The sequence below is a fragment of the Bacillus sp. MUM 116 genome (genome assembly GCF_001866655.1).
Lineage (GTDB): Bacteria > Bacillota > Bacilli > Bacillales > Cytobacillaceae > Neobacillus.
This window is the reverse complement of record NZ_MLYR01000122.1, coordinates 1-19998: the sequence shown is the minus strand read 5'-3', so window position 1 is coordinate 19998 and position 19998 is coordinate 1. Positions and strand designations below refer to the sequence as shown.

Below are 19998 nucleotides of genomic sequence, written 5' to 3'. Positions count from 1 at the left end.
AATCCGTCCAAAAGGTTAAAGAACAACCTTTCGGCCGGCTTGTCTTGTGCTATGCCTGAGGCTGAGCAAGGCGCTTACGCTTTTCTTATTGACTAACTTCAATATGCTGAAACGTTCCAACATCAAAAAGCCCCAAATCGGTTAGTTTCAGTTCAGGAATAACCGGCAAGGTTAAAAAGGACAAAGTCAAAAATGGATTAAAGTTACCGTTAAAACCAATCTGAACAAGTGCCTCATTAATTTTCTTCAATTCCTGGTGAATGGACATAAAGCTTTTCTCAGACATCAGTCCACCAATTGGCAGGGAAAGGGCTGCAATCACTTTACCATCTTTAATCACTACACAGCCGCCATTTAATTCTTTAATTTCCCGGATGGCCGCTAATAAATCTCGGTCATTCGCACCGACAGCGACGATATTATGGGAATCATGAGCAATCGTGGTCGCAATGGCCCCGTTTGTAAAGCCAAATCCTTTTACAATTCCAAGGCCGATATTTCCAGTATTTTTGTGTCTTTCGAGTACTGCAAGCTTTAGTTGGTCTTTTTCAAGTGAAGGAACGAAATTCCCATCTATCACTTGAACCTTTTCTTCAAGCTTTTTGGTCACAATACTATTCGGGATAATTCCAATTACATTCGCGGAGATAGTTTCACCGATTGGAATCTGAAAATCTTTTTCCAGTATCTCCGGAATATGAACCGTCTTGGTTAAGGTTTCTTCCGGATCATATGCCTGGAGTGAATCTCCAGCATAGATTCCATTCCTTGCTGTAAGTTTACCGGATACATATACCTCTGAAATATTTACTGCTTCCAAGTCATCTAATAGAAGAAAGTCAGCCTTATATCCCGGAGCAATGGCCCCTTTTTGGTGGAGGCCATAGCACTCCGCAGCATTTAAGGAACCGATTTGAATGGCCAATAATGGTGACAGTCCTTCGCGAATCGCCATTCGGACATGATGGTCAATACTGCCTTCCTCGACGATTTCATCAAGATGTTTATCATCAGTACAGAACATAAAACGGCGAGCATTATGTTGGTTCACAGCAGGAATAAGGGCTGTTAGATTCTTAGCAGCCGAACCTTCGCGAATCATCACATACATCCCACGGCGTATTCGGTCCAATGCTTCAGTTGCTGTCGTACATTCATGGTCCGTTCTTATGCCTGCTGTTCGATAGATGTTAATAGCAGTTTCATCAAGACCGGCTAAGTGACCGTCAATCGGGCGCTTGTGCTCATTGGTTTGCAGGATTTTGTCCATAATATGGTCATCGGCATTTTGTAAGGAAGGGTAATCCATTACTTCTGCCAGACCTAGTACGCGTTCGTGCTGGTAGAAATCTTTTAATTCTTCGGCCAACAGTTCGGCCCCGTTATTCTCAAATGGTGTTGCCGGTACACAAGAAGGAAGCATGATTTTTACATCCAGAGGAAGATTTTCGGAATTATCTAGCATGAATTGAATCCCTTGGATGCCGGAAACATTGGCGATTTCATGAGGGTCCGCGATGACCGTAGTTACTCCATGTGGCAGCACCGCTTTGGCGAATTCTGTTGGTGTGACCATCGATGATTCGATGTGAACATGGGCATCGATGAAACCGGGACAAATGTAGCGATTCCCTGCATCGATGATTTCTATTCCTTCATAGTCGCCAATTCCAACAAACAGTCCGTCTTTTATCGCAAGATCACCAGCGATGATTTCCTGGTTAAAAACATCAATTATTTTTCCGTTTTTGATGACAAGATCAGCGGGGATTTTGGCTCCTGCAGCAGCTATTTTATTTTTTAATAAAGTCTTATTCATGGTTCTCAGACCTCTCCATTATTTTTGAAAAAAACCTCCAGAAAAATTCTGGAGGCTGACTATGAGAGAATATAGAGTTAAAAACCCTATTCCTCTCGTAGTCAAACTATTTACGGCAGTTTGGTAGAAACTTTTGGACCTTATCTCCAATATTATACGAGTGGATACAGTATTAAATACTTTTAAAATATTAGGACACATTTTATCGTTAAAAAGTTGAAAGTGTCAATGCCTTCTGAAAATGTTGTAATTATCAAAAAACGTTGCTGTGAAAATTTTTTTTAAAATGGGAATTGACCTTCACGTAACGTAAAGGTGTATCGTTAGATTAGGAGGTGAGCGAATGGAGTACACAGTGCAAAAACTTGGAAAGTTAGCAGGAATTAGCACCAGAACACTTCGTTATTATGATGAAATTGGGATTCTTAAGCCGGCAAGAATCAATTCGTCAGGATATCGAATTTACGGAGAGAAGGAAGTGGATCGTTTACAGCAAATTCTTTTTTTTCGAGAGCTTGGTGTTAGTTTGGACAATATAAAGAAAATCGTGACCGCACCTTCCTTTGATGCTGAAAAAGCACTGCAGGAACATCGTGAAAAACTCCTGGAAAAAAGATCACAATTAGATGTATTAATTGCGAATGTGGAAAAAACAATCGCTTTAACGGAAGGGAGAATTGAGATGTCAGATCAAGAAAAGTTTGAAGGCTTTAAGCAAAAAATGATAGATGAGAATGAAGAAAAATATGGTGCGGAAGCCCGCCAAAAGTATGGAGGTGATGCGGTAGATCAATCCAATGCTAAAATAAAGAACATGACACAAGCGAAATATCAAGAAGTTACCAAACTTGAACAGCAGGTAAAAGAAACCTTGGCCCAGGCTTTTGCCACGGGGGACCCTGCAGGTGAGCTGGCACAAAAAGCGGCAGATCTCCACAAACAGTGGCTGTCCTTTTATTGGAACGAATACAGCAAGGAAGCACATGCCGGTCTTGCCCAGATGTATGTGGATGACGAACGGTTTAAGGCTTATTATGATAAAGACCAGCCGGGAATTGCTGAGTTTCTGCGCGATGCAATTCGAATTTACACAGGCATCATAAAATAGATAATGAAAAGGCGATTGGTGAAAACGGCCAATCGCTTTTCTAATTCAAAAAATGACTTTTTCAAACATTTGATTCCGGGGTTTCCTTAGCGGATTTATGATTTAGTTTTGAGCGTCGTGAAACATTACAGTTAAAAAAGAAAATTTGGGGTGTTATCTGTGTCAAGCGTGTTGGTTAAAACAGAAAAAGAAAATAAATATGAATGATTTAGAATTTCAGTTGCGCAAGCTAATGGATGATTATTTTGAAATGGACGGTTATGCGTTGTTTTATCGTTCAATTGAAACTTTGCAAGCTGAAGGAATACTTAACCCTTTTCAAAATAATCAATTCAATGGTAAAACACCAGCACTCCCATTATATTGCTGGATAAATATAAAAGTTCAAGCTGCCAAATGGGATTGTCTCGAGATGATGAAATTAATTGATCGGTATGATTTTTTCCTACTATGAACTGCATTCGAATGGCAAACGAAAGACGAATGGAAGCGGGTGCCATGATCGGTGCCCAAATCTTTATGTTGACTTTACATCCTTATGGAGGTAAAAATCCCCCTTATCTTTTTAAAGCGAGGGGGATTTAAGGACTTTCTATAAAACTTTTTATTTAATTGCTTTGCTCACTTTTAACTTCTTTCCTTTGATAGTCAAATTCTCCATGGCTTGTAGAACTAGTGAGCCCTTTCCATTCAGAATATCAACATATGACATATGATCCTGGATGGTTATGATGCCGATATCCTCTGCTGTAACTCCAGAGATTTTTGCGATCGTTCCAACAAAATCAACAGCACGAATTTTCTTCTTTTTTCCGCCGCTGAAATGGAGTTTCATAATATCTTGATTGATTCGGGCTGTTTTATTATTTCTTACAATTCGCCTGCTGCTAAGTTTTTCTTCGAAAGCAGCTTTTCCACCAGCTACCTCCTGATGCTTTGGAGCTTCGATAGTAGGTATCTCAAAGCAGATGTATTTTTCAATTGCTTTGATGAACTTTCCTTCAAAAGGTGTTGAAAACGTAATGGCTTTTCCTTTATTGCCGGCACGGCCAGTTCTCCCGGTTCGATGCACATAGCTCTCTTTTTCCATAGGAACGTCATAGTTAATGACAAGTGTCACATTATCAATATCAATACCTCTGGCAGCTACATCGGTGGCCACCAGATAGCGGAAGTTCCCCATTTTGAAACCTTCCATAACAGCAAACCGGTCATCTTGATCTAGTCCCCCATGGAGTCTTTCACAAGAATATTGAGCTTTTTCCAGTTCGCTATACACAGCATCAACGTGTTCTTTGGTTCGGCAGAAAATTAGGCAGCTGTCTGGATTTTCTACAACCGTGACGTCTTTAAGAAGTGAAATCTTTTCTTCTTCTTTCACTTCAATTAAAAAATGTTCAATGGTATCGGCTGTTCCCCCAGTTGATTCAATCTCAATATTTATCGGATCTATCATATATTTATGGCAAAGATTTTCAACATCTTTAGGCAGGGTAGCGGAAAAAACCATCGTTACCCTGTTTAAAGGCAGTTCTTTGATGATTGCTTCTACTTCATCGATAAAACCTCTATTAAGCATCTCATCAGCTTCATCTATGATAAGATATTTTATTTGATCTAAAACTAGGGTTTCTCTTTCAATATGGTCCTTGACCCGTCCAGGCGTACCGACGACTACATGAGTTTTTTGTTTCAATTCTGCCTTCTGTTTTGTAAAAGGTTCTTTTCCATAGACGGCCACCGCTTTAATGCGTTTAAACCTTCCGATATTCGTAATATCTTCTCGGACTTGAACCGCAAGCTCCCTGGTTGGGGTAAGAATTAAGGCCTGTGGTTTTTTTTCCTCCCATTCAATCATTTCGCAAACAGGAATACCAAAGGAGGCAGTCTTGCCGCTTCCTGTTTGAGATTTTACGACAAGATCTTGATTTTCCATTGCTAATGGAATGACTTCACTCTGAACTTCTGTTGGAGTTTCGTATTTTAACACCGCTAGTGCTCTTTTTATTTCATCGCTTACATGATAATCCGCAAAACTTCTTTTACTCATTTCTTAACCTCATTTTTTGTTTTTTTCGACATATGTATAGAATTCTCTCCAAGAATTATCATATGCATGATCTGAATATGGTTCATTATACTTGAAAAGTGCTAGTGAAATCGGCTTTTATTTTAAATTTTAAAAAGTAACAGAAAGAATTGGCTGGAATTTAGCGGATTACTTCTCCTGAGACCGACTTGTATATGACATTTATCATACTCTGCACCTGACACCTGTTACTTACAAGGTGATTTTTATTCCACTATAATAAAATTCAACAATATACAGGAAGGGAATTTGAATAAAATGACCTTAAAAAATACTACTAATTTGAAAAAACAAGTTGCACCTTATGAAAAATCAACGACTAAGGAAAGTGTGTGGCAGCTTATCAATACGGTCGTGCCATTTTTACTCTTATGGTATCTTGCTTATAAAAGTTTATCTGTTTCTTATTGGCTATCATTAGTTCCTTCAGTGATAGCAGCTGGGTTTTTGACTAGGATTTTCATTATTTTTCATGATTGTACCCATCATTCCTTCTTTAAAAGCCGCCGTGCCAATCGAATAGTTGGGACCGTTATGGGTGTTTTAACCATTTTCCCGTTTGATCAATGGGGATATGAGCATGCTGTTCATCACGCTACTAGTGGTAACTTAGATAAGCGGGGAACAGGAGATATTTGGACACTTACGGTGGATGAATATGTGGCAGCACCACTTAGACTACGTTTAGCCTATCGTTTTTATCGCAATCCTTTTGTTATGTTTGGATTAGGTCCGATTTATGTTTTCCTGCTTAAAAATAGATTTAACCGAAAAGGTGCAAGAAAAAAGGAACGTATGAACACCTATTTGACGAATATATTGATTGTTGCTTTAGCAGGATTCCTCTGCTGGGCAGTCGGGTGGCAGGCGTTTCTTTTAGTACAAGGAACGATTTTTATGCTATCAGGTTCAGCGGGCATTTGGCTGTTTTATGTACAGCACACTTTTGAAGATTCTTATTTTGAAGGAAATCAAGACTGGGAATATGTAAAAGCAGCAGTGGAGGGAAGTTCTTTTTATAAGCTTCCAAAATTTATTCAATTTCTTACTGGGAATATTGGCTACCATCATGTTCACCATTTAAGTCCAAGGGTTCCCAACTATAAATTAGAGGAGGCACATAATCATACACTTCCTTTACAAAACGTACCAACGATCACCCTTACTACAAGTCTGAAATCACTACATTTCCGACTTTGGGATGAGGAAAGCAAGAACTTTGTGAGCTATAAAGCGATCAAAGGTTTAGCCAAAAGCAGTGTTTCTGTTAAAGTAAAACCGGAACTATAGCATACCATATATGGCTGACTCCTCTTATTTTAAGGGGAGTCTTTACCTGAAATACAGCTGACAGATAAGGAGAGAAATAGGATGATTCGAATTGTTATTGCCGAGGATCAGGGAATGTTGTTAGAGGCAATTGGTTCCCTCCTTAATTTGGAAGAAGATATGGAAGTGGTCGCGAAGGCCAGCAATGGAGAAGAGGCCCTTACTCTTGTTCGTCGATTGAAGCCCGATGTTTGTATTATGGATATAGAGATGCCTGAAAAGAGCGGACTTGAGGCAGCCGAAGCTTTACATCCATTTGAATGCAAAGTAATCATTTTAACAACCTTCGCAAGGGCTGGCTATTTTGAGCGCGCACTAAAAGCAGATGTAAGAGGTTATTTATTAAAGGACAGCCCAAGCGATGAGTTAGCCTGCTCGATTCGCAGCATTATGGATGGGAACAGAATTTACGCTAACGAACTAATTGACACAGATTCCAGTTATTACGAACATGAAACGGAAGGCTTAGAGCAGTTTACCGGTAGGACACTCAAAAATAAAATCTCTAATCAGAGAAGGAACATGAATGGAATGGTCAGACATTATATTTCAACCATTATGGTTAAAATGAAAGTGCCGACCGGATAAAAATAGTTTGAATGTTTTCCCAAGCAGTAAAGCAGTAAACCCCATCTAACGAACTTACTTAAGAAGATAGAAATCTAAGCAGTAATGAAATAAATGTTTTTTTTGAACTCTTTTTCCATTGTGGGAAGGAGTTTTTGTTTTGTTTATATTTACGAAAGGGATGGGAATAACTGTTTGTTTGGATGTTTGGGGAAAGAAAAACCTTAGAGTATACTTGGAATTTGTTATGACCAGAACAGCTAATATAAAAGCGTTGTTAGGAAGCTTAAAAGTTCACTAACGTAAAACCAAGGTAATAGAGGTAAAAGTAGGTCTGCGTTTTTCCTTTTATTGGGAAGAACGGGAAGCTGTGAATTAAAAAATATGGAATTATTAGCAAAACGATTATTTAAGGGCACCGCGAATCGGTAGGGGAACACGTATTACTCGTCTACAGCGAAACCAATTAGTAAGGTGCTTGAAGAGTTTTTGGATGTGTTAACAGTGATAAGGACTCCTGTTATTTATCAAGGGAAAGAGGATGTTATGATTTTTCATTACGCATCTGGCTACTGTGAAAATGTTGAAGATGGAGAAACTTGTTAAGCTGGTACATTTTTCAGAGTTAAAGCTTAAGGGAGCATGATCGTCTAAGTGGCGATCATTTTTATTGAAGATTAAATCAAAAAAGACTGCATACATTCTGCAGCCTCTTTATGTCTGTTATTTACCATTAGCAATAATTTTAGTGTCTACCTTTTTCTCTATATTGCTCAGTGAATGTTGATTTAATAAAATTTCACGTTTATTTTCTTCAATCATCTTTTGCAATGTTCTGCTAATCTTTTTCATGAAAATTCCTCACTTTTTTGATACAAATGTTATTGTAACAGATATGTCGTAAATTGTCGAAAAAACGCAAGATATTTTTGAGGTTTAAAAATCGCTAATAGTCATCAACTAATGGTAGGTTAAAGATTTAGGCGATTCTATCGTTTTTTTAACTAATTTCTCGGAAAGATTATTGACATTAACTAAGACAATTGATAAAATATTAAATTTTCTATTTAGGTATTGTGTGGTATACTTAAGATGTCTTAAATTTGGAGGTGGTTAGTTGTTTCAAGTTGGTGAATACATTGTATATCCTATGCAGGGAGCAGGAGTTATTGAAGCAATAGAAGTAAAGGAAGTTCAAGGTGAGAAGCAGCAGTATTATATAATAAATATGCTAATGAATAAAATGCAAATTATGATTCCTATTTCAAAAGTACAAAAATCACGGATTCGCTTAGTCACCGATATGACTACACTTGAAAACGTATTGTACATCTTTCAACATGGTCTAACCGATACAACTCTTTCAATGAAAGAAAGATACAAGATTAATACGGAAAAACTTAAAACAGGTAATATCCAAGAAGGCGCTGAAGTTGTACGGGATTTAATGCGGATAAACAATAATAAATCACTCAATTCAAGTGAAAAGCTGATGCTGGAGAGCGCACGAAAGATGTTTATTAGTGAACTTGGTTTAATTAGAGGTATCACAGAAAATCAGGCAATAGATCTATTAAGCAACAAGGTAGGATAAGTATTTTATTTTAAAGTTTAACTTTCACGCGCCATTTGTAAGATTTTCTTAACCTCTCAAAACATAATTATTCATATCCTCTTTATTTCCTTACATCATTAAAAATCACAATTTTCCCCTTCAATTTCATTTTACTTGATGTGTAAAAAACTATTTAAAAGCTTTTCGACAACTGGCGCCGTCATATAACTTTTGAAATAGTGGAATGAGGCAAAAGGTTCCAAAGTTACAGACTTCGCAGAACTTATTCGAGAAGTTAATGATTTTGTTGGCACATTAGAGGAAGGAAAGCTTATTGATGTTAAATACAATACTGTTCCTCCTTCAGTAAGTACACATACATAGTATGGGGTTTATCCAGATCCAAAATATACTGCAATGATTATATTAAAGAAATAGTAAGCTCTATACAGTTTTTATGATGGATTTTTTGTCTTCTTGCTATTTGTTACAAAAAGTGCTATGATTAAATAGAATTATTTTTGTTCGGTGTAAAGGATTAGCATAAGTTTGAACTTTTCGTCTTGATGATCACTGAGAGCAAGGATAGTAATACATTGAGTGTGCTTAGAGCACACTAGGAGGCAACAAACATGGAAAAAGGTAAAGTAAAATGGTTTAATGGCGAAAAAGGCTTCGGATTCATCGAACGTGAAGGTGGAGAAGACGTATTCGTACATTTCTCAGCAATCCAAGGCGAAGGCTTCAAAACATTAGATGAAGGTCAAGCAGTTACTTTTGACGTTGAGCAAGGTCAACGTGGAGCACAAGCAGCTAATGTTCGTAAGGCTTAATTATAATGCCAAACATGGACAGACTCTTTTTTAGAGTCTGTTTTTTATTTTTCTTAGAAAATCAAATAACCCCACTCAAAATGAGTAGGGTACTTGAAAACAGTAAATCAAATGGTAAACCAAGTGTAGCATATTAATTGTGGATTTCCTAATTTTTATGTATTTTTTACAAGAGAAAAACTCTGTTGTCAACATATTAGCAGACTGAAACAAATCAGGGCGATGCTTCAATAACGTAAAATCGCTTTTTCTTAATGTGCTAACAGGGCAGTTTAGTGAAAAAAAGAAATTCCATGAAGTCGATATTGTTTATTGTTTCTACAAAATAGTATGAGTGACTGGAAGAATGTTATTTATCGCAATATGCTTAGTTAATATCTGAGGAAGATGACTAAAATTAACAAGATAGATAACTTAACCTAGAATAAAAATGGGGTGATTTTATGAGTAAAGCTAAAGGAAAAGGTGGAACTGGTAGAGGAACAGGCAAAAAGGGTTGGAATCGTTGGCAAGCTAGTGTAAACAAAAAAAAGGGTGCAAAACCTTATATAAGTAAAGGTACAAAAAAAACGGGTGTTGAAACTGCCCCCACGAACAATAGTTAATATCACTTATCCGAAATTTAGCGAATGCTGAATAAATACAATTATTTAATGACTCAACGTGTGCGAGCTCCTTTAAAGGAGTTCGCTTTTTTCTTTTTCAGCTAATGGAGGTTAGTTTAATATTTGTCACAATATATTTTTCAAGGTTTTTCTTAAAAATGGGCGGTTCTTTTTAACGTGAAATCGCTCTTTTAAAAAGCCCCTTAAATTTCTCCTTATCTTCTGAAGTAAATGGTTTTGGCCCCTTTGTCCGCTTTCCGCTTTTTCGAGCCATTGCATTCAAATAACGGGTTTGTAATAATTGGTCAATGTTTTCATTTGTATAGCTAGACCCATTATGGTGAAGTATGCGTAACGATTATATCTCCTTTTTCTGCTAACTTCATTATCCGATAATCCGCAGCATCTGCATCAACATAAATTTTCATCTTTACCTCTCCCCGTAAATAAGTTTGAGTTGATGATAATGGCAAATTTAGCCTTTGTCAAACGATAAAGTGGTTTACCTAAAATCATTAAAAAACAATTTTTCTATTAAAGTGCGTTTTTCTCTAATAAGAAGGCATCTAATCTTAATAGTCCAGATTCTGGAACCATCACATTTAAGAATTGATTATGTTAAAGTGTAGGAAAGATTGTGAAGGTTTCTACTTAACCTATAGGATGCTTTAGTTCAATAAGAAAAGTCGATATTCTCCATTTTTAAGAATATCAACTTCATTGCTTTATACCATCCTTATACATTTCATTTTTTGATATAGGGTTTTCTCGACAGTTTGAAATACTATTTAAACAGTCTTTTTTAATACGCAAATATCAATATTTTAGTTTAACAAGGCCAAAAAGTAAAAAAGGATCTGTATACAGTATCGGCGGATGAGGAATGAATAACTTTATGGGACACCTTCTAATTAGAGGTGTCATTCTTTTGGAAGGTATTAGTGATACAGGTCACTTTAAGGCTTCGACGTTTGCACTATAATAATATTAGAAAATAGTTCATTCAAAGAGGGAGATTCGTTATGACAATTTCATTAGAACAAGAAAAAGTGAATGAGTTGGTAGACCGATTCTATGATAAGCTGTTGCAGGATCCCTATTATGTTTCCATGTTTAAAGAAAGAAGCGTGGATATAGAAGTGTTGAAGAATCGACAAAGAGTTTTTATTAGTCGCTTAGTTTCCGAAGAATCGGCTCAAGAACAAGGTAAGCACGTATCCCAAGTTCAAGAAAGACACCCATTTCAAATAGAGCCTGAAAGGGGGGGAATATGGTTCTCCAAATTAAAAGAGACCATTGATGAAATGGAACTGGATAGAAGTGCAAAGGAACGAATATTAAAGAAGGTAGAGTTTTTATTGAAAAAGATTATATAATTTCATGATGGTATGTCAAATAAACACTGGCAGCAAAAAACTCTCATTTGATCAGAATGAGAGTTTTTTCACGAAATGCTTTAAATCAACTTTATTGTTCTTATGGAAAAAGGAGTATTTGTGTACGCATTCAGTAGTCCGTTCAGCTTTATTTCTTTTGTTTTAACCTCTTTTAATCTTAAATGTACTTGCAATTCTTTCTTCAGAGGAAAAATTGAAAGCGAAACCGTTGTTCGATTGCTTGAGCCAGTGAACAAGCTAAACGAAATAACCAACTCTCGACATCGGTTATTTTTCCCACAACCGTTTTAAAAAGTAAATCCATTTAGGTCTACTACCCTCTTTCATTAAAGGATAGCTCCTCGTGAAAACTTTCCAAGTTAGCTGGTAGAAATCAATACATATGTGCATTCAATTAAGGAGTTTAGTCCAATATAAAGTATAGTAAACACATAGAAAGGGTTTTTGAAATATGACAACATTTCATGAAATGGGCATTAGTGAACCCATTCAAATAGCGATTACGGATATGGGATTTGAAGAAGCATCTCCTATTCAAGAGAAAGCGATTCCTTTGGCTTTGATGGGGAAGGACATTATAGGTCAAGCACAAACAGGGACAGGAAAGACGGCCGCCTTCGCCATACCGATCTTGGAGAAAGTGGATACGAGCAAAAAATATGTTCAGGCGATTGCAATTGCACCTACAAGAGAATTAGCTATTCAGGTTTCAGAAGAGATCAATCGACTGGCGAAATATATGGGCATAACCTCTCTCCCTATTTATGGAGGGCAGTCGATAGATCGCCAAATTAAGGCATTAAAGAAGGGACCTCACATTATTACAGGAACACCCGGAAGACTTTTGGACCACATTAAACGTAAAACGCTAAAGTTAGACCGCATCTCAGTGGTGGTTCTGGATGAAGCTGATGAAATGTTAGATATGGGCTTTCTGGAGGATATCGAACGAATCCTCAAAGAGACCCCTGAAGAAAAACAAACCTTGCTTTTCTCCGCAACCATGCCTAAACCGATTCAAAATCTTGCAGAAAGGTTTATGAACGATCCAGAGTTAGTAAAGATGAAAGCGAAGGAAGTTACCTCTCCAACTGTAAAGCAAATTTATTATGAGGTTAAGGAACGGGATAAATTTGAAGTGCTTTGCCGTCTGCTAGACGTGGATAACCCAGAATTAGCCGTGATTTTTGGTAGAACAAAAAGACGCGTGGATGAATTAAGTGATGCATTGAATAAAAGAGGGTATCTTGCTGATGGATTGCATGGAGATTTAAATCAACGACAGCGAGATGTTGTGATGAATAAATTTCGTGAGGGAAACATTGATATTTTAGTTGCGACCGATGTGGCTGCGAGGGGAATTGATGTTTCAGGGGTTACCCACGTCTACAATTTTGACATTCCTCAAGACCCGGAAAGTTATGTTCACCGAATCGGCAGAACGGGGAGAGCAGGTAAGACAGGGTTAGCTATTACATTTGCTACACCGAGGGAAACCGGACAGATCCACAGTATTGAAAAAGCCTCGAAAGGAAATATCCAGCGCAAATCAATACCGACGGTAGCAGAGGCAAGGGAGTCTATACAGCAAGCCGCAGTAGAAAAGATGATACAATTGGTTGAAGAGGAGCAGTACACAGAGTTTAAACATGCAGCAAGCGAATTGCTCGATCAGTACGATTCGATCGCGTTAGTTTCAGTTGCCTTAATATTGTTGTCCAAGGAACAGAGGAATGTTCCTGTTCAGCTAACTTCCGAAACACCTCGATATGCTAATAAGCCTAGAATAAAGGTACAAGAAAAAACAAGGAGAAACTATAAAGGAAATAGAGAATTTGGGGGAAAAGGGAGAAATGGTAAACGTAAAAAAACTTAAAGCTCCTCTTTAGAATGAAGAATGGAAGAAAGTGGTAACAGTGCCGCTTTCTTTCTTTGTTTTATAGAGGAAACCTTTGGTAAATGACCTTGCAGTGTAAATTTCCATATTAATGGGAAATAAGAGATGTTGTCAATGTCCGGGAAGGATGAAATTTTGATGTAACGGGAACTAAAAGCCCTTGTCAGTGCGCGCACGGCAAGAATTTTCGCAGTAAGGGGAAATAATAGCCCGTTTCAGTGCCCGAGCGTCAAGATTTTTCGAGGTAACGGGCACTAAGAAGCCTTGTCAGTACCCGCACGTTAAGAAAATTCACTGAAACGGTCATTAAGGCACTATGTTAATGTCCGAACAACTTAAAACAACAAAGAAACGGGAACCATGAGATCAACTCCTTGCCCTTATAAAAAGAAAATTAATCAAAAAGGGAATCGAGAGCCAATTGCCATCCTTTGACATCTTCCTAAAAAAATAATTGACATAATAGATTGACAGTTTGTGATATAATTTTAAATGTTGATTTTTTTACAAATGGAGGTTTTGTAACATGGCGCAAATGAATAGCTCGATTTCAACGCCGCAGCCTAACTCCAAAAAGACTGTTGTGTATGCCATTTTATTTTTATTCATCGCGATTGCCGGATTGGCGTATGTGAAATGGGTTCCTTATTATGGTAAATCCATTCTTGCTGCTACGACCCATTCAATCGGTACATCTATTTTAGGAGATAAGGCGGATCTTCCCGCTGCATCATGGAACAGTGCCTGGTCTTATGCACTTACCTATTTTAATGCAGTTTGGAAAGCCGCGGTTCTCGGTATTATCCTTGGGTCGTTAGTTCAAGTGTTAATCCCAACAAACTGGCTTTTAAAAGTCTTGGGGAAAACTTCCTTTGGAAGCACGGCGGTTGCCGGTCTTGCATCACTTCCGGGAATGATGTGCACATGCTGTGCAGCCCCAATTGCTGTCGGCTTGCGTAAAAAGAATGTTTCTGTTGGTGCAAGCCTTGCCTTTTGGATTGGCAATCCGACTCTGAATCCAGCCGTATTAATTTTCATGACATTTGTTTTATCTTGGAAGTTTACCTTGTTACGCTTGATTTTTGGTGTAATTTTAACTTTCGGTGTCAGTTATTTAGCAAACCGTTTTGCACCAAATGCACAATCTGCTGAAATTGATAAAATGATTGGAAAAGCGGAAAAAGAAGCTTCGGGTTCTTTTGGTTCAAGATGGGTAAAAGCCATGGGCAGCATGGTGTTATATATTGTCCCAGCGTATATTCTTTCTGTTTTGCTAATGGGTGCAGTTAAGGTTTGGCTGTTCCCTCATATTAGCGCCGCAGCTGCGAACGGAATCCTTACCGTGCTTGGCTTTGCCATTGCCGGGATGTTATTCGTGATTCCAACTGCTGCTGAAATTCCTATCATTCAAACATTTATGTCTTTTGGACTTGGTGGCGGTCCGGCTGCAGCCTTATTAGTTACATTGCCATCCGTAAGTCTTCCATCACTAATCCTTGTGGCAAGATCTTTCCCGAAAAAGGTATTGTTCTTCGTCGCTGGTTCGACAGTAGTAATCGGTATTCTCAGCGGAATTGTAGGGGTGTTTATTCTATAAAAGTAGACGCATGAACTTTCATGCGTCTACTTTTTTGTTATATGCTTAACTTAAAATAATTCAAGGTTCTTTGAAAAGATGAGTTTTCTTTATATTTTTTTTATTACAAAAATGATAAACTATTAAAATATAATATATAGACAAGGTGAGGTTCAGAATGTTAAAAGCAATATTTTTCGACTTAGATGATACACTTCTTTGGGATCAAAAAAGCGTGAAAGAAGCGTTTGTTGCAACATGTAAGATTGCAGAAGAGCGTTATGGAATTAACCATGAAAAATTGGAGGAGGCCGTTCGCGAAGAGGCAAGAATGCTATATTCTTCCTATGAATTTTATCAATTTACACAAATGATTGGGATCAATCCATTTGAAGGACTTTGGGGCAATTTTTTTGATGAACACGATGAGTTTCCAAAAATGAAAGAAATGGTTCCGCTTTATCGAAAGGATGCCTGGACAGCGGGATTGAAGAAATTAGGTGTGGATGACCCTGAATTTGGTTATGAGCTGGCGGAGCGTTTTCCGGAAGAGCGCCGGAAGTCTCCGTTTGTCTATGAGGAAACTTTCCAAACACTTGATGCATTAAAAGGGAAATACAAGTTATTGCTTTTAACCAATGGCTCGCCGGATTTACAAAATACGAAGCTAACGATTACTCCTGAGCTAGTACCTTATTTTGATCAAATCGTAATCTCAGGCGATTTTGGTAGAGGAAAGCCTGACCCATCAATTTTTGAACATGCGCTTTCCTTATTGGATCTTAAGAAAGACGAAGTAATCATGGTCGGGGATAATCTCATGACCGACATTTTGGGGGCAAATCGTGCTGGTATTAAATCGGTTTGGATTAATCGTCATGATAAGGTTCGCAATGAAGTAATTCCTACCTATGAAATTAAACATTTAGAAGAGTTTTTTACAATTATTGACGAATTGAAATAAGCCATGCACTGGAGCCGTAACAAATGATTATGACTTGCCCCTGTGAGAGTAGGACGTTGCCATGCAAGATGAAAGACAACCTGATGTGGGTTGTCTTTTTTGATGATTGAATAAATGAAAAATAAACTTCTTAAATGGGCCAATAAATAAAAAAACTGGAAAATATAACTTTCAATATTAATATTTTAATACTAATTTAGTAGAAGAGAAATTGTTTGACCTAAAATCAACAAATTCATCATCGAAAAGTGATACGGGGAATCAGGGCACTTTTTTCATAATAGAGTGGTTATACATTTATTTTTCAAGATGGGAGAATCATAAATGATTTCAAAAAAAGGAGCCATTTGGCTCTCTGTGATTGTTTCTCAAGGCTTATTTGTTGCTTTGATTCCGATTTGGATAAAATTATTTACCTATCTCCATCAGGTCGTAATGTTGGTCGTTTGGTTTGGGTTGACTATTTTTATCTTTTATCTAGTCTTTTTGATAACAAAGAATACGATCACAATTCCGAGAAGTGTTTTAACGATTACTTTACTCATATATACTTGCTGTTTGCTCGTTCTGATATTTTTTAGACCGTCCGATCAGGAATATCAAACATACAATTTGGTACCTTTTAAAACCATTTCATTCTATTTTAGTGGAAAAGTTTCATTCTTAATAGCGTTCTACAACCTGGCAGCCAATGTTTTATTGTTTATTCCATATGGGATATATGCCACAATTAGTGCGAAAAAAAAACGTAAATCCAAACTGAAACGGATAGCCGCACCCATTATCGCAATTGCATTCATCGAGATTCTCCAATTTATCACCAAAACAGGTAGCCTGGATATCGATGACCTGATTTTAAATGTTTTTGGGGTTTATTTAGGGTATGGATTGCCTGGTATTACTCGCATAATACGATATTGACGACAAATTTCAACAAGAGCCTGTTACCACTCGGATTTTATCGTAAGTTGGTGGGTTGAAGAATTAATGACCAAAATTTTTTTAAAAGGTACTTGAACTATTCTGAAGATTCATTTAAAATAAAAATATCTTCTCCCTATTAGCCTTTACAGCTGAAGGAAGTGAAGAATCAATTGAATCGTAAATCATTTGACTGATAAGATTCCAAGACCAACCCTGCCCGGTTGGATGAAATGGGTCATATAGCCAGTCCTTAACACACACGATGTGGAGAGGACTGGCTTTTTGCATTTTAAAAATTGGTTTTTCAAAAAAAGGGAGGAGGAAACATGAGCGGCGCATTAGAAGGGATTAAAGTATTGGACTTAACACGCGTGCTTGCAGGTCCAAATTGCACCATGATTTTAGCCGACCTGGGTGCAGAAGTAATAAAGGTCGAAGCCCCCGGTGGAAGTGATGAAACACGGGGATGGGGACCTCCATTTCAAAATGGCGTAAGTGCATATTATTTATGTGCCAATCGAAATAAGCGAAGCTTAACCGTTGACCTTAAATCAGAAGAAGGCAGGGACATTATCCGAGAACTTGCCAAAGAAGCTGATGTGTTGATTCACAACTTTAAATCAGGCTCAATGGAAAAATGGTTTTTAGACTATGATTCTTTGAAAAAACGTAACCCAAGATTAGTCTATTGTTCCATCACGGGGTTTGGTGAGTCAGGACCGTTAAGTCATCTGCCAGGATACGATTATATCATCCAGGGGATGAGCGGTCTGATGAGTATAACGGGGAATCAAGAAAGTGGTCCAATAAAAATTGGTGTCGCCATGGTTGATATTCTTACCGGGTTATATTCGGCGATTGCCATTGAAGCAGCCCTTTTGGAACGAGAGAAATCCGGAGAAGGACAAAAAATTGATATGTCACTAATGGATTCCGCAGTAAGCTCGCTGGCAAATGTGGCAAGCAATTATTTAATTTCTGGTAATGTACCGCAAAGGCTCGGAAATGACCACCCTAATATCGTTCCCTATTCGATCTTTAAAACAATGGATGGCGAAATCATTATCGCGGTGGGGAATGATCGGCAATTTTCCGCTTTATGCAGCTTAATGGGAATTCCTGAAATAGCTGAAGATGAAAAATATCGAACTAATAAAGCTAGAGTAGAAAATAGGAAAGTGCTAACGAAAATTTTAGAAAATCAGCTTCAATTAAAGCCTTCAGATGATTGGATGGAGTTATTTTCTAAAAATAATATCCCGTGCGGCCCAATCCAAAACATGGATCAGGTATTTAACCACCCACAGGTGATAGCAAGGGATATGGTGGTTCAAGTCGACCATCCTGAAGCAGGATCAGTAAAACTTGTAGGATCTCCTATCAAACTATCAAGGACGGGTACAAAAGTGGAACGCCACCCGCCAATGCCAGGTGAGCATACCATCGAAATCCTCCAAGATGCAGGCTATACTTCCGAGGAGATTTCACTTTTAATCGAGGAAAAAATTATTGATGCAGGGTCTAATAAGCTAGAGATAAAAAATTAATATAAATGGAGAGTGTTAACGATGAATTTTGATTTCTCAGAAGAACAAGTAATGTTAAGAAAAATGATTAGAAGTTTCGTAGATAAAGAAATTATTCCGAATATGAGGGAGTGGGATGAAAAAGGCGCCTTTGATCCGAATATTTGGAAGCGCTTAAGTGATTTAAACCTTATGGGCGTTTGTATCCCAGAAGAATATGGCGGAAGCGGAATGGATTATAATGCACTAGCAATTGTTTGTGAAGAACTGGAAAGAGGAGATACAGCCTTCCGTACAGCAGTATCTGTTCATACCGGCTTAAATAGTTTAACTTTATTGCAATGGGGAACAGAGGCACAAAAACAAAAATATCTTGTTCCGCAAGCGAAGGGTGAAAAAATAGCTGCCTTTGGTTTAACAGAGCCAGGTGCGGGTTCAGACGTAGCCTCACTGCAAACCACTGCCGTTCGTGATGGGGATGACTACATATTAAATGGTTCAAAAACATGGATTTCATTATGTGATGTGGCGGATCATTTTATTGTATTTGCATATACAGATAAGGAAAAGAAACATCATGGAATATCTGCTTTTATCGTCGAAAGAACGATGCCAGGGTTTTCATCCCGCGCAATCAAAGGGAAATTAGGAATACGTTCCGGAAATACCGGGGAAATATTTTTTGACCAGGTAAGGGTCCCAAAAGAAAATTTACTTGGAGAAGAAGGCGAAGGTTTCAAAATTGCCATGTCCGCCCTTGATAATGGACGCTTTACGGTTGCAGCTGGTGCAGTTGGTTTAATCATGGCTTCGCTAGAAGAGAGTGTGAAGTATTGTCATGAACGGAAAACATTTGGCAAAGAAATCGGCAAACACCAGTTGGTTCAACAAATGATTGCAAACATGGAAGCGGGATTACAAATGAGCCGCTTATTAGTATATCGTGTAGGTGAACTTAAAAACAAAGGGGTTCGAAATACACGTGAAACCTCACTTGCAAAATGGCAGGCCTGTGATTTCGCAAATAAAGCTGCAGATGATGCAGTACAAATCCATGGGGCTTATGGCTATTCGAGTGAATATCCGGTGGAACGTTTCCTAAGAAATTCAAAAGCACCAGTGATTTATGAAGGAACGAGAGAGATTCACACCATCATGCAAGCGGAATATGTACTTGGATATCGGGAGGATAAGGCATTAAATAATCCTCTGCCGGCATGGCCGTTTGAAAAAGAGAAAGTAAATAATTAACAAAATTTAAACTAGCTCAAATCATTTCCATTCTCCCCACTTCTTAAGCTCAAGTATTTTTTTAAAAGAAGTGGGGGTTTAGAACAGATTTCAGGAATGATTTTTTATTGTTTGATTGAATCGAATTGTTTATATAAGTCTTTTAACCCAGCAATTAAAGCGTTGGCCGCCTTACCATTGTAAAATCTTTTTACTTCTTCTAAAGGTTTGTCAATTCCATGACGAAGACTATGTCCTTTTAAGAGTCTAGCAATATAATCTTTGCCGTGATCAGTTGCGAGAGTACAGGAAGCGTCAACAATCACACCGTAATGATTATCAATTTCGGCCGTGATGGTTAATGTTTCAAATAAATTACTAGCTGCCATACCAGTTGGTAATTTTGCATGTCCGGCAATAAACATCGTATTCATCAATTCCACTCCTAAAAATTATTATATAATATTTAGAATAATACAAAACTTAAGTTTTGATAAGCAAAAAAATACGATAAAATATTCGTTAATTGACAGCGCACTTCAAAGACGGTATGAAAAATTTTCACATGCCTATTGGGTC

General features: G+C 37.8%; 19 protein-coding genes, 1 pseudogene and 1 riboswitch. Of the genes and pseudogenes, 15 read left to right on the top strand and 5 right to left on the bottom strand.

What is annotated here, in order from left to right:
* Positions 1 to 85: 85 nt before the first annotated feature.
* Positions 86 to 1819: an adenine deaminase gene (gene ade / locus BIV60_RS24755; RefSeq protein ID WP_071358366.1), complete on the bottom strand. Its 1734-nt coding sequence runs from the start codon at positions 1817 to 1819 to the stop codon at positions 86 to 88.
* Positions 1820 to 1897: 78 nt separating this feature from the next.
* Positions 1898 to 1999, bottom strand: a riboswitch (purine riboswitch).
* Between the two features lie 163 nt (positions 2000 to 2162).
* On the opposite strand from ade, the gene BIV60_RS24750 reads away from it, so the two are divergent.
* Positions 2163 to 2927 (top strand): MerR family transcriptional regulator, encoded by a 765-nt coding sequence (locus tag BIV60_RS24750; protein WP_071358365.1) that lies wholly within the window; start codon positions 2163 to 2165, stop codon positions 2925 to 2927.
* A gap of 199 nt (positions 2928 to 3126) precedes the next feature.
* The gene (locus BIV60_RS24745; RefSeq protein ID WP_071358364.1) at positions 3127 to 3381 is read left to right on the top strand and encodes a hypothetical protein; all 255 of its coding nucleotides are present in this window, start codon (positions 3127 to 3129) and stop codon (positions 3379 to 3381) included.
* A gap of 150 nt (positions 3382 to 3531) precedes the next feature.
* Here the strand turns inward: BIV60_RS24745 and BIV60_RS24740 are convergent, their stop codons facing one another.
* Positions 3532 to 4977, bottom strand: a complete 1446-nt coding sequence (locus BIV60_RS24740; protein WP_071358363.1) for a DEAD/DEAH box helicase — start codon at positions 4975 to 4977, stop codon at positions 3532 to 3534.
* Between the two features lie 297 nt (positions 4978 to 5274).
* Between BIV60_RS24740 and desA the strand changes: the two genes are divergently transcribed.
* Positions 5275 to 6306: a Delta(5) desaturase DesA gene (desA, locus tag BIV60_RS24735; protein ID WP_071358369.1), complete on the top strand. Its 1032-nt coding sequence runs from the start codon at positions 5275 to 5277 to the stop codon at positions 6304 to 6306.
* A gap of 81 nt (positions 6307 to 6387) precedes the next feature.
* Complete coding sequence (locus BIV60_RS24730; RefSeq protein ID WP_071358362.1) at positions 6388 to 6933, top strand: response regulator; 546 nt, start codon at positions 6388 to 6390, stop codon at positions 6931 to 6933.
* A gap of 702 nt (positions 6934 to 7635) precedes the next feature.
* Here BIV60_RS24730 and BIV60_RS29305 read toward each other — a convergent pair.
* Entirely contained in the window at positions 7636 to 7764 is a 129-nt protein-coding gene (locus tag BIV60_RS29305; protein ID WP_141770549.1) for an FbpB family small basic protein, read from the bottom strand.
* A gap of 265 nt (positions 7765 to 8029) precedes the next feature.
* On the opposite strand from BIV60_RS29305, the gene BIV60_RS24725 reads away from it, so the two are divergent.
* The 4 genes from BIV60_RS24725 to BIV60_RS28785 all read left to right on the top strand — a co-directional run bounded on the left by BIV60_RS24725 (position 8030) and on the right by BIV60_RS28785 (position 9905).
* Positions 8030 to 8506 (top strand): CarD family transcriptional regulator, encoded by a 477-nt coding sequence (locus tag BIV60_RS24725; protein WP_083402442.1) that lies wholly within the window; start codon positions 8030 to 8032, stop codon positions 8504 to 8506.
* Positions 8507 to 8752: 246 nt separating this feature from the next.
* Positions 8753 to 8851 carry a sporulation protein Cse60 gene (locus BIV60_RS29300; RefSeq protein ID WP_141770550.1) on the top strand — a complete coding sequence of 33 codons (99 nt, stop codon included), beginning with the start codon at positions 8753 to 8755 and terminating at the stop codon, positions 8849 to 8851.
* A 248-nt stretch (positions 8852 to 9099) separates the two neighbouring features.
* On the top strand, positions 9100 to 9300 hold the full coding sequence (locus BIV60_RS24715) for a cold-shock protein (protein WP_071358360.1): 201 nt from the start codon (positions 9100 to 9102) through the stop codon (positions 9298 to 9300).
* Positions 9301 to 9743: 443 nt separating this feature from the next.
* Positions 9744 to 9905, top strand: coding sequence for a DUF3934 family protein (locus tag BIV60_RS28785; RefSeq protein WP_083402441.1), 162 nt, complete (start codon positions 9744 to 9746; stop codon positions 9903 to 9905).
* Between the two features lie 172 nt (positions 9906 to 10077).
* Here BIV60_RS28785 and BIV60_RS24710 read toward each other — a convergent pair.
* Positions 10078 to 10327, bottom strand: a pseudogene (locus BIV60_RS24710) (DUF188 domain-containing protein); the annotation flags it as partial.
* Positions 10328 to 10927: 600 nt separating this feature from the next.
* Between BIV60_RS24710 and BIV60_RS24705 the strand changes: the two are divergent.
* The 7 genes from BIV60_RS24705 to BIV60_RS24675 all read left to right on the top strand — a co-directional run bounded on the left by BIV60_RS24705 (position 10928) and on the right by BIV60_RS24675 (position 19440).
* The gene (locus BIV60_RS24705) at positions 10928 to 11281 is read left to right on the top strand and encodes a protoglobin domain-containing protein (protein ID WP_071358359.1); all 354 of its coding nucleotides are present in this window, start codon (positions 10928 to 10930) and stop codon (positions 11279 to 11281) included.
* A 472-nt stretch (positions 11282 to 11753) separates the two neighbouring features.
* Entirely contained in the window at positions 11754 to 13178 is a 1425-nt protein-coding gene (gene cshA / locus BIV60_RS24700; RefSeq protein WP_071358358.1) for a degradosome RNA helicase CshA, read from the top strand.
* Positions 13179 to 13725: 547 nt separating this feature from the next.
* Positions 13726 to 14796 (top strand): permease, encoded by a 1071-nt coding sequence (locus tag BIV60_RS24695; RefSeq protein ID WP_141770548.1) that lies wholly within the window; start codon positions 13726 to 13728, stop codon positions 14794 to 14796.
* 157 nt (positions 14797 to 14953) lie between these two features.
* The gene (locus BIV60_RS24690) at positions 14954 to 15739 is read left to right on the top strand and encodes an HAD family hydrolase (RefSeq protein ID WP_071358357.1); all 786 of its coding nucleotides are present in this window, start codon (positions 14954 to 14956) and stop codon (positions 15737 to 15739) included.
* A 324-nt stretch (positions 15740 to 16063) separates the two neighbouring features.
* Positions 16064 to 16660, top strand: coding sequence for a VanZ family protein (locus BIV60_RS24685; protein WP_071358356.1), 597 nt, complete (start codon positions 16064 to 16066; stop codon positions 16658 to 16660).
* A 329-nt stretch (positions 16661 to 16989) separates the two neighbouring features.
* Positions 16990 to 18210 carry a CaiB/BaiF CoA transferase family protein gene (locus BIV60_RS24680; RefSeq protein WP_071358355.1) on the top strand — a complete coding sequence of 407 codons (1221 nt, stop codon included), beginning with the start codon at positions 16990 to 16992 and terminating at the stop codon, positions 18208 to 18210.
* A gap of 21 nt (positions 18211 to 18231) precedes the next feature.
* Positions 18232 to 19440, top strand: coding sequence for an acyl-CoA dehydrogenase family protein (locus BIV60_RS24675; RefSeq protein ID WP_071358354.1), 1209 nt, complete (start codon positions 18232 to 18234; stop codon positions 19438 to 19440).
* A gap of 104 nt (positions 19441 to 19544) precedes the next feature.
* Here the strand turns inward: BIV60_RS24675 and BIV60_RS24670 are convergent, their stop codons facing one another.
* Positions 19545 to 19853 (bottom strand): DUF3870 domain-containing protein, encoded by a 309-nt coding sequence (locus tag BIV60_RS24670; RefSeq protein WP_071358353.1) that lies wholly within the window; start codon positions 19851 to 19853, stop codon positions 19545 to 19547.
* Between the last annotated feature and the right edge of the window lie 145 nt (positions 19854 to 19998).

What these genes read in the sequence shown, in the direction of transcription:
- BIV60_RS24670 (WP_071358353.1), bottom strand. Translation starts at nt 19,853, where the DNA reads ATGAATACGATGTTTATTGCCGGACATGCAAAATTACCAACTGGTATG.
- BIV60_RS24715 (WP_071358360.1), top strand. Translation starts at nt 9,100, where the DNA reads ATGGAAAAAGGTAAAGTAAAATGGTTTAATGGCGAAAAAGGCTTCGGA.
- BIV60_RS28785 (WP_083402441.1), top strand. Translation starts at nt 9,744, where the DNA reads ATGAGTAAAGCTAAAGGAAAAGGTGGAACTGGTAGAGGAACAGGCAAA.
- BIV60_RS24705 (WP_071358359.1), top strand. Translation starts at nt 10,928, where the DNA reads ATGACAATTTCATTAGAACAAGAAAAAGTGAATGAGTTGGTAGACCGA.
- BIV60_RS24685 (WP_071358356.1), top strand. Translation starts at nt 16,064, where the DNA reads ATGATTTCAAAAAAAGGAGCCATTTGGCTCTCTGTGATTGTTTCTCAA.
- BIV60_RS24680 (WP_071358355.1), top strand. Translation starts at nt 16,990, where the DNA reads ATGAGCGGCGCATTAGAAGGGATTAAAGTATTGGACTTAACACGCGTG.
- BIV60_RS29305 (WP_141770549.1), bottom strand. Translation starts at nt 7,764, where the DNA reads ATGAAAAAGATTAGCAGAACATTGCAAAAGATGATTGAAGAAAATAAA.
- BIV60_RS24690 (WP_071358357.1), top strand. Translation starts at nt 14,954, where the DNA reads ATGTTAAAAGCAATATTTTTCGACTTAGATGATACACTTCTTTGGGAT.
- BIV60_RS24730 (WP_071358362.1), top strand. Translation starts at nt 6,388, where the DNA reads ATGATTCGAATTGTTATTGCCGAGGATCAGGGAATGTTGTTAGAGGCA.
- BIV60_RS24675 (WP_071358354.1), top strand. Translation starts at nt 18,232, where the DNA reads ATGAATTTTGATTTCTCAGAAGAACAAGTAATGTTAAGAAAAATGATT.
- BIV60_RS24695 (WP_141770548.1), top strand. Translation starts at nt 13,726, where the DNA reads ATGGCGCAAATGAATAGCTCGATTTCAACGCCGCAGCCTAACTCCAAA.
- BIV60_RS24740 (WP_071358363.1), bottom strand. Translation starts at nt 4,977, where the DNA reads ATGAGTAAAAGAAGTTTTGCGGATTATCATGTAAGCGATGAAATAAAA.
- desA (WP_071358369.1), top strand. Translation starts at nt 5,275, where the DNA reads ATGACCTTAAAAAATACTACTAATTTGAAAAAACAAGTTGCACCTTAT.
- BIV60_RS24745 (WP_071358364.1), top strand. Translation starts at nt 3,127, where the DNA reads ATGAATGATTTAGAATTTCAGTTGCGCAAGCTAATGGATGATTATTTT.
- cshA (WP_071358358.1), top strand. Translation starts at nt 11,754, where the DNA reads ATGACAACATTTCATGAAATGGGCATTAGTGAACCCATTCAAATAGCG.
- BIV60_RS24750 (WP_071358365.1), top strand. Translation starts at nt 2,163, where the DNA reads ATGGAGTACACAGTGCAAAAACTTGGAAAGTTAGCAGGAATTAGCACC.
- ade (WP_071358366.1), bottom strand. Translation starts at nt 1,819, where the DNA reads ATGAATAAGACTTTATTAAAAAATAAAATAGCTGCTGCAGGAGCCAAA.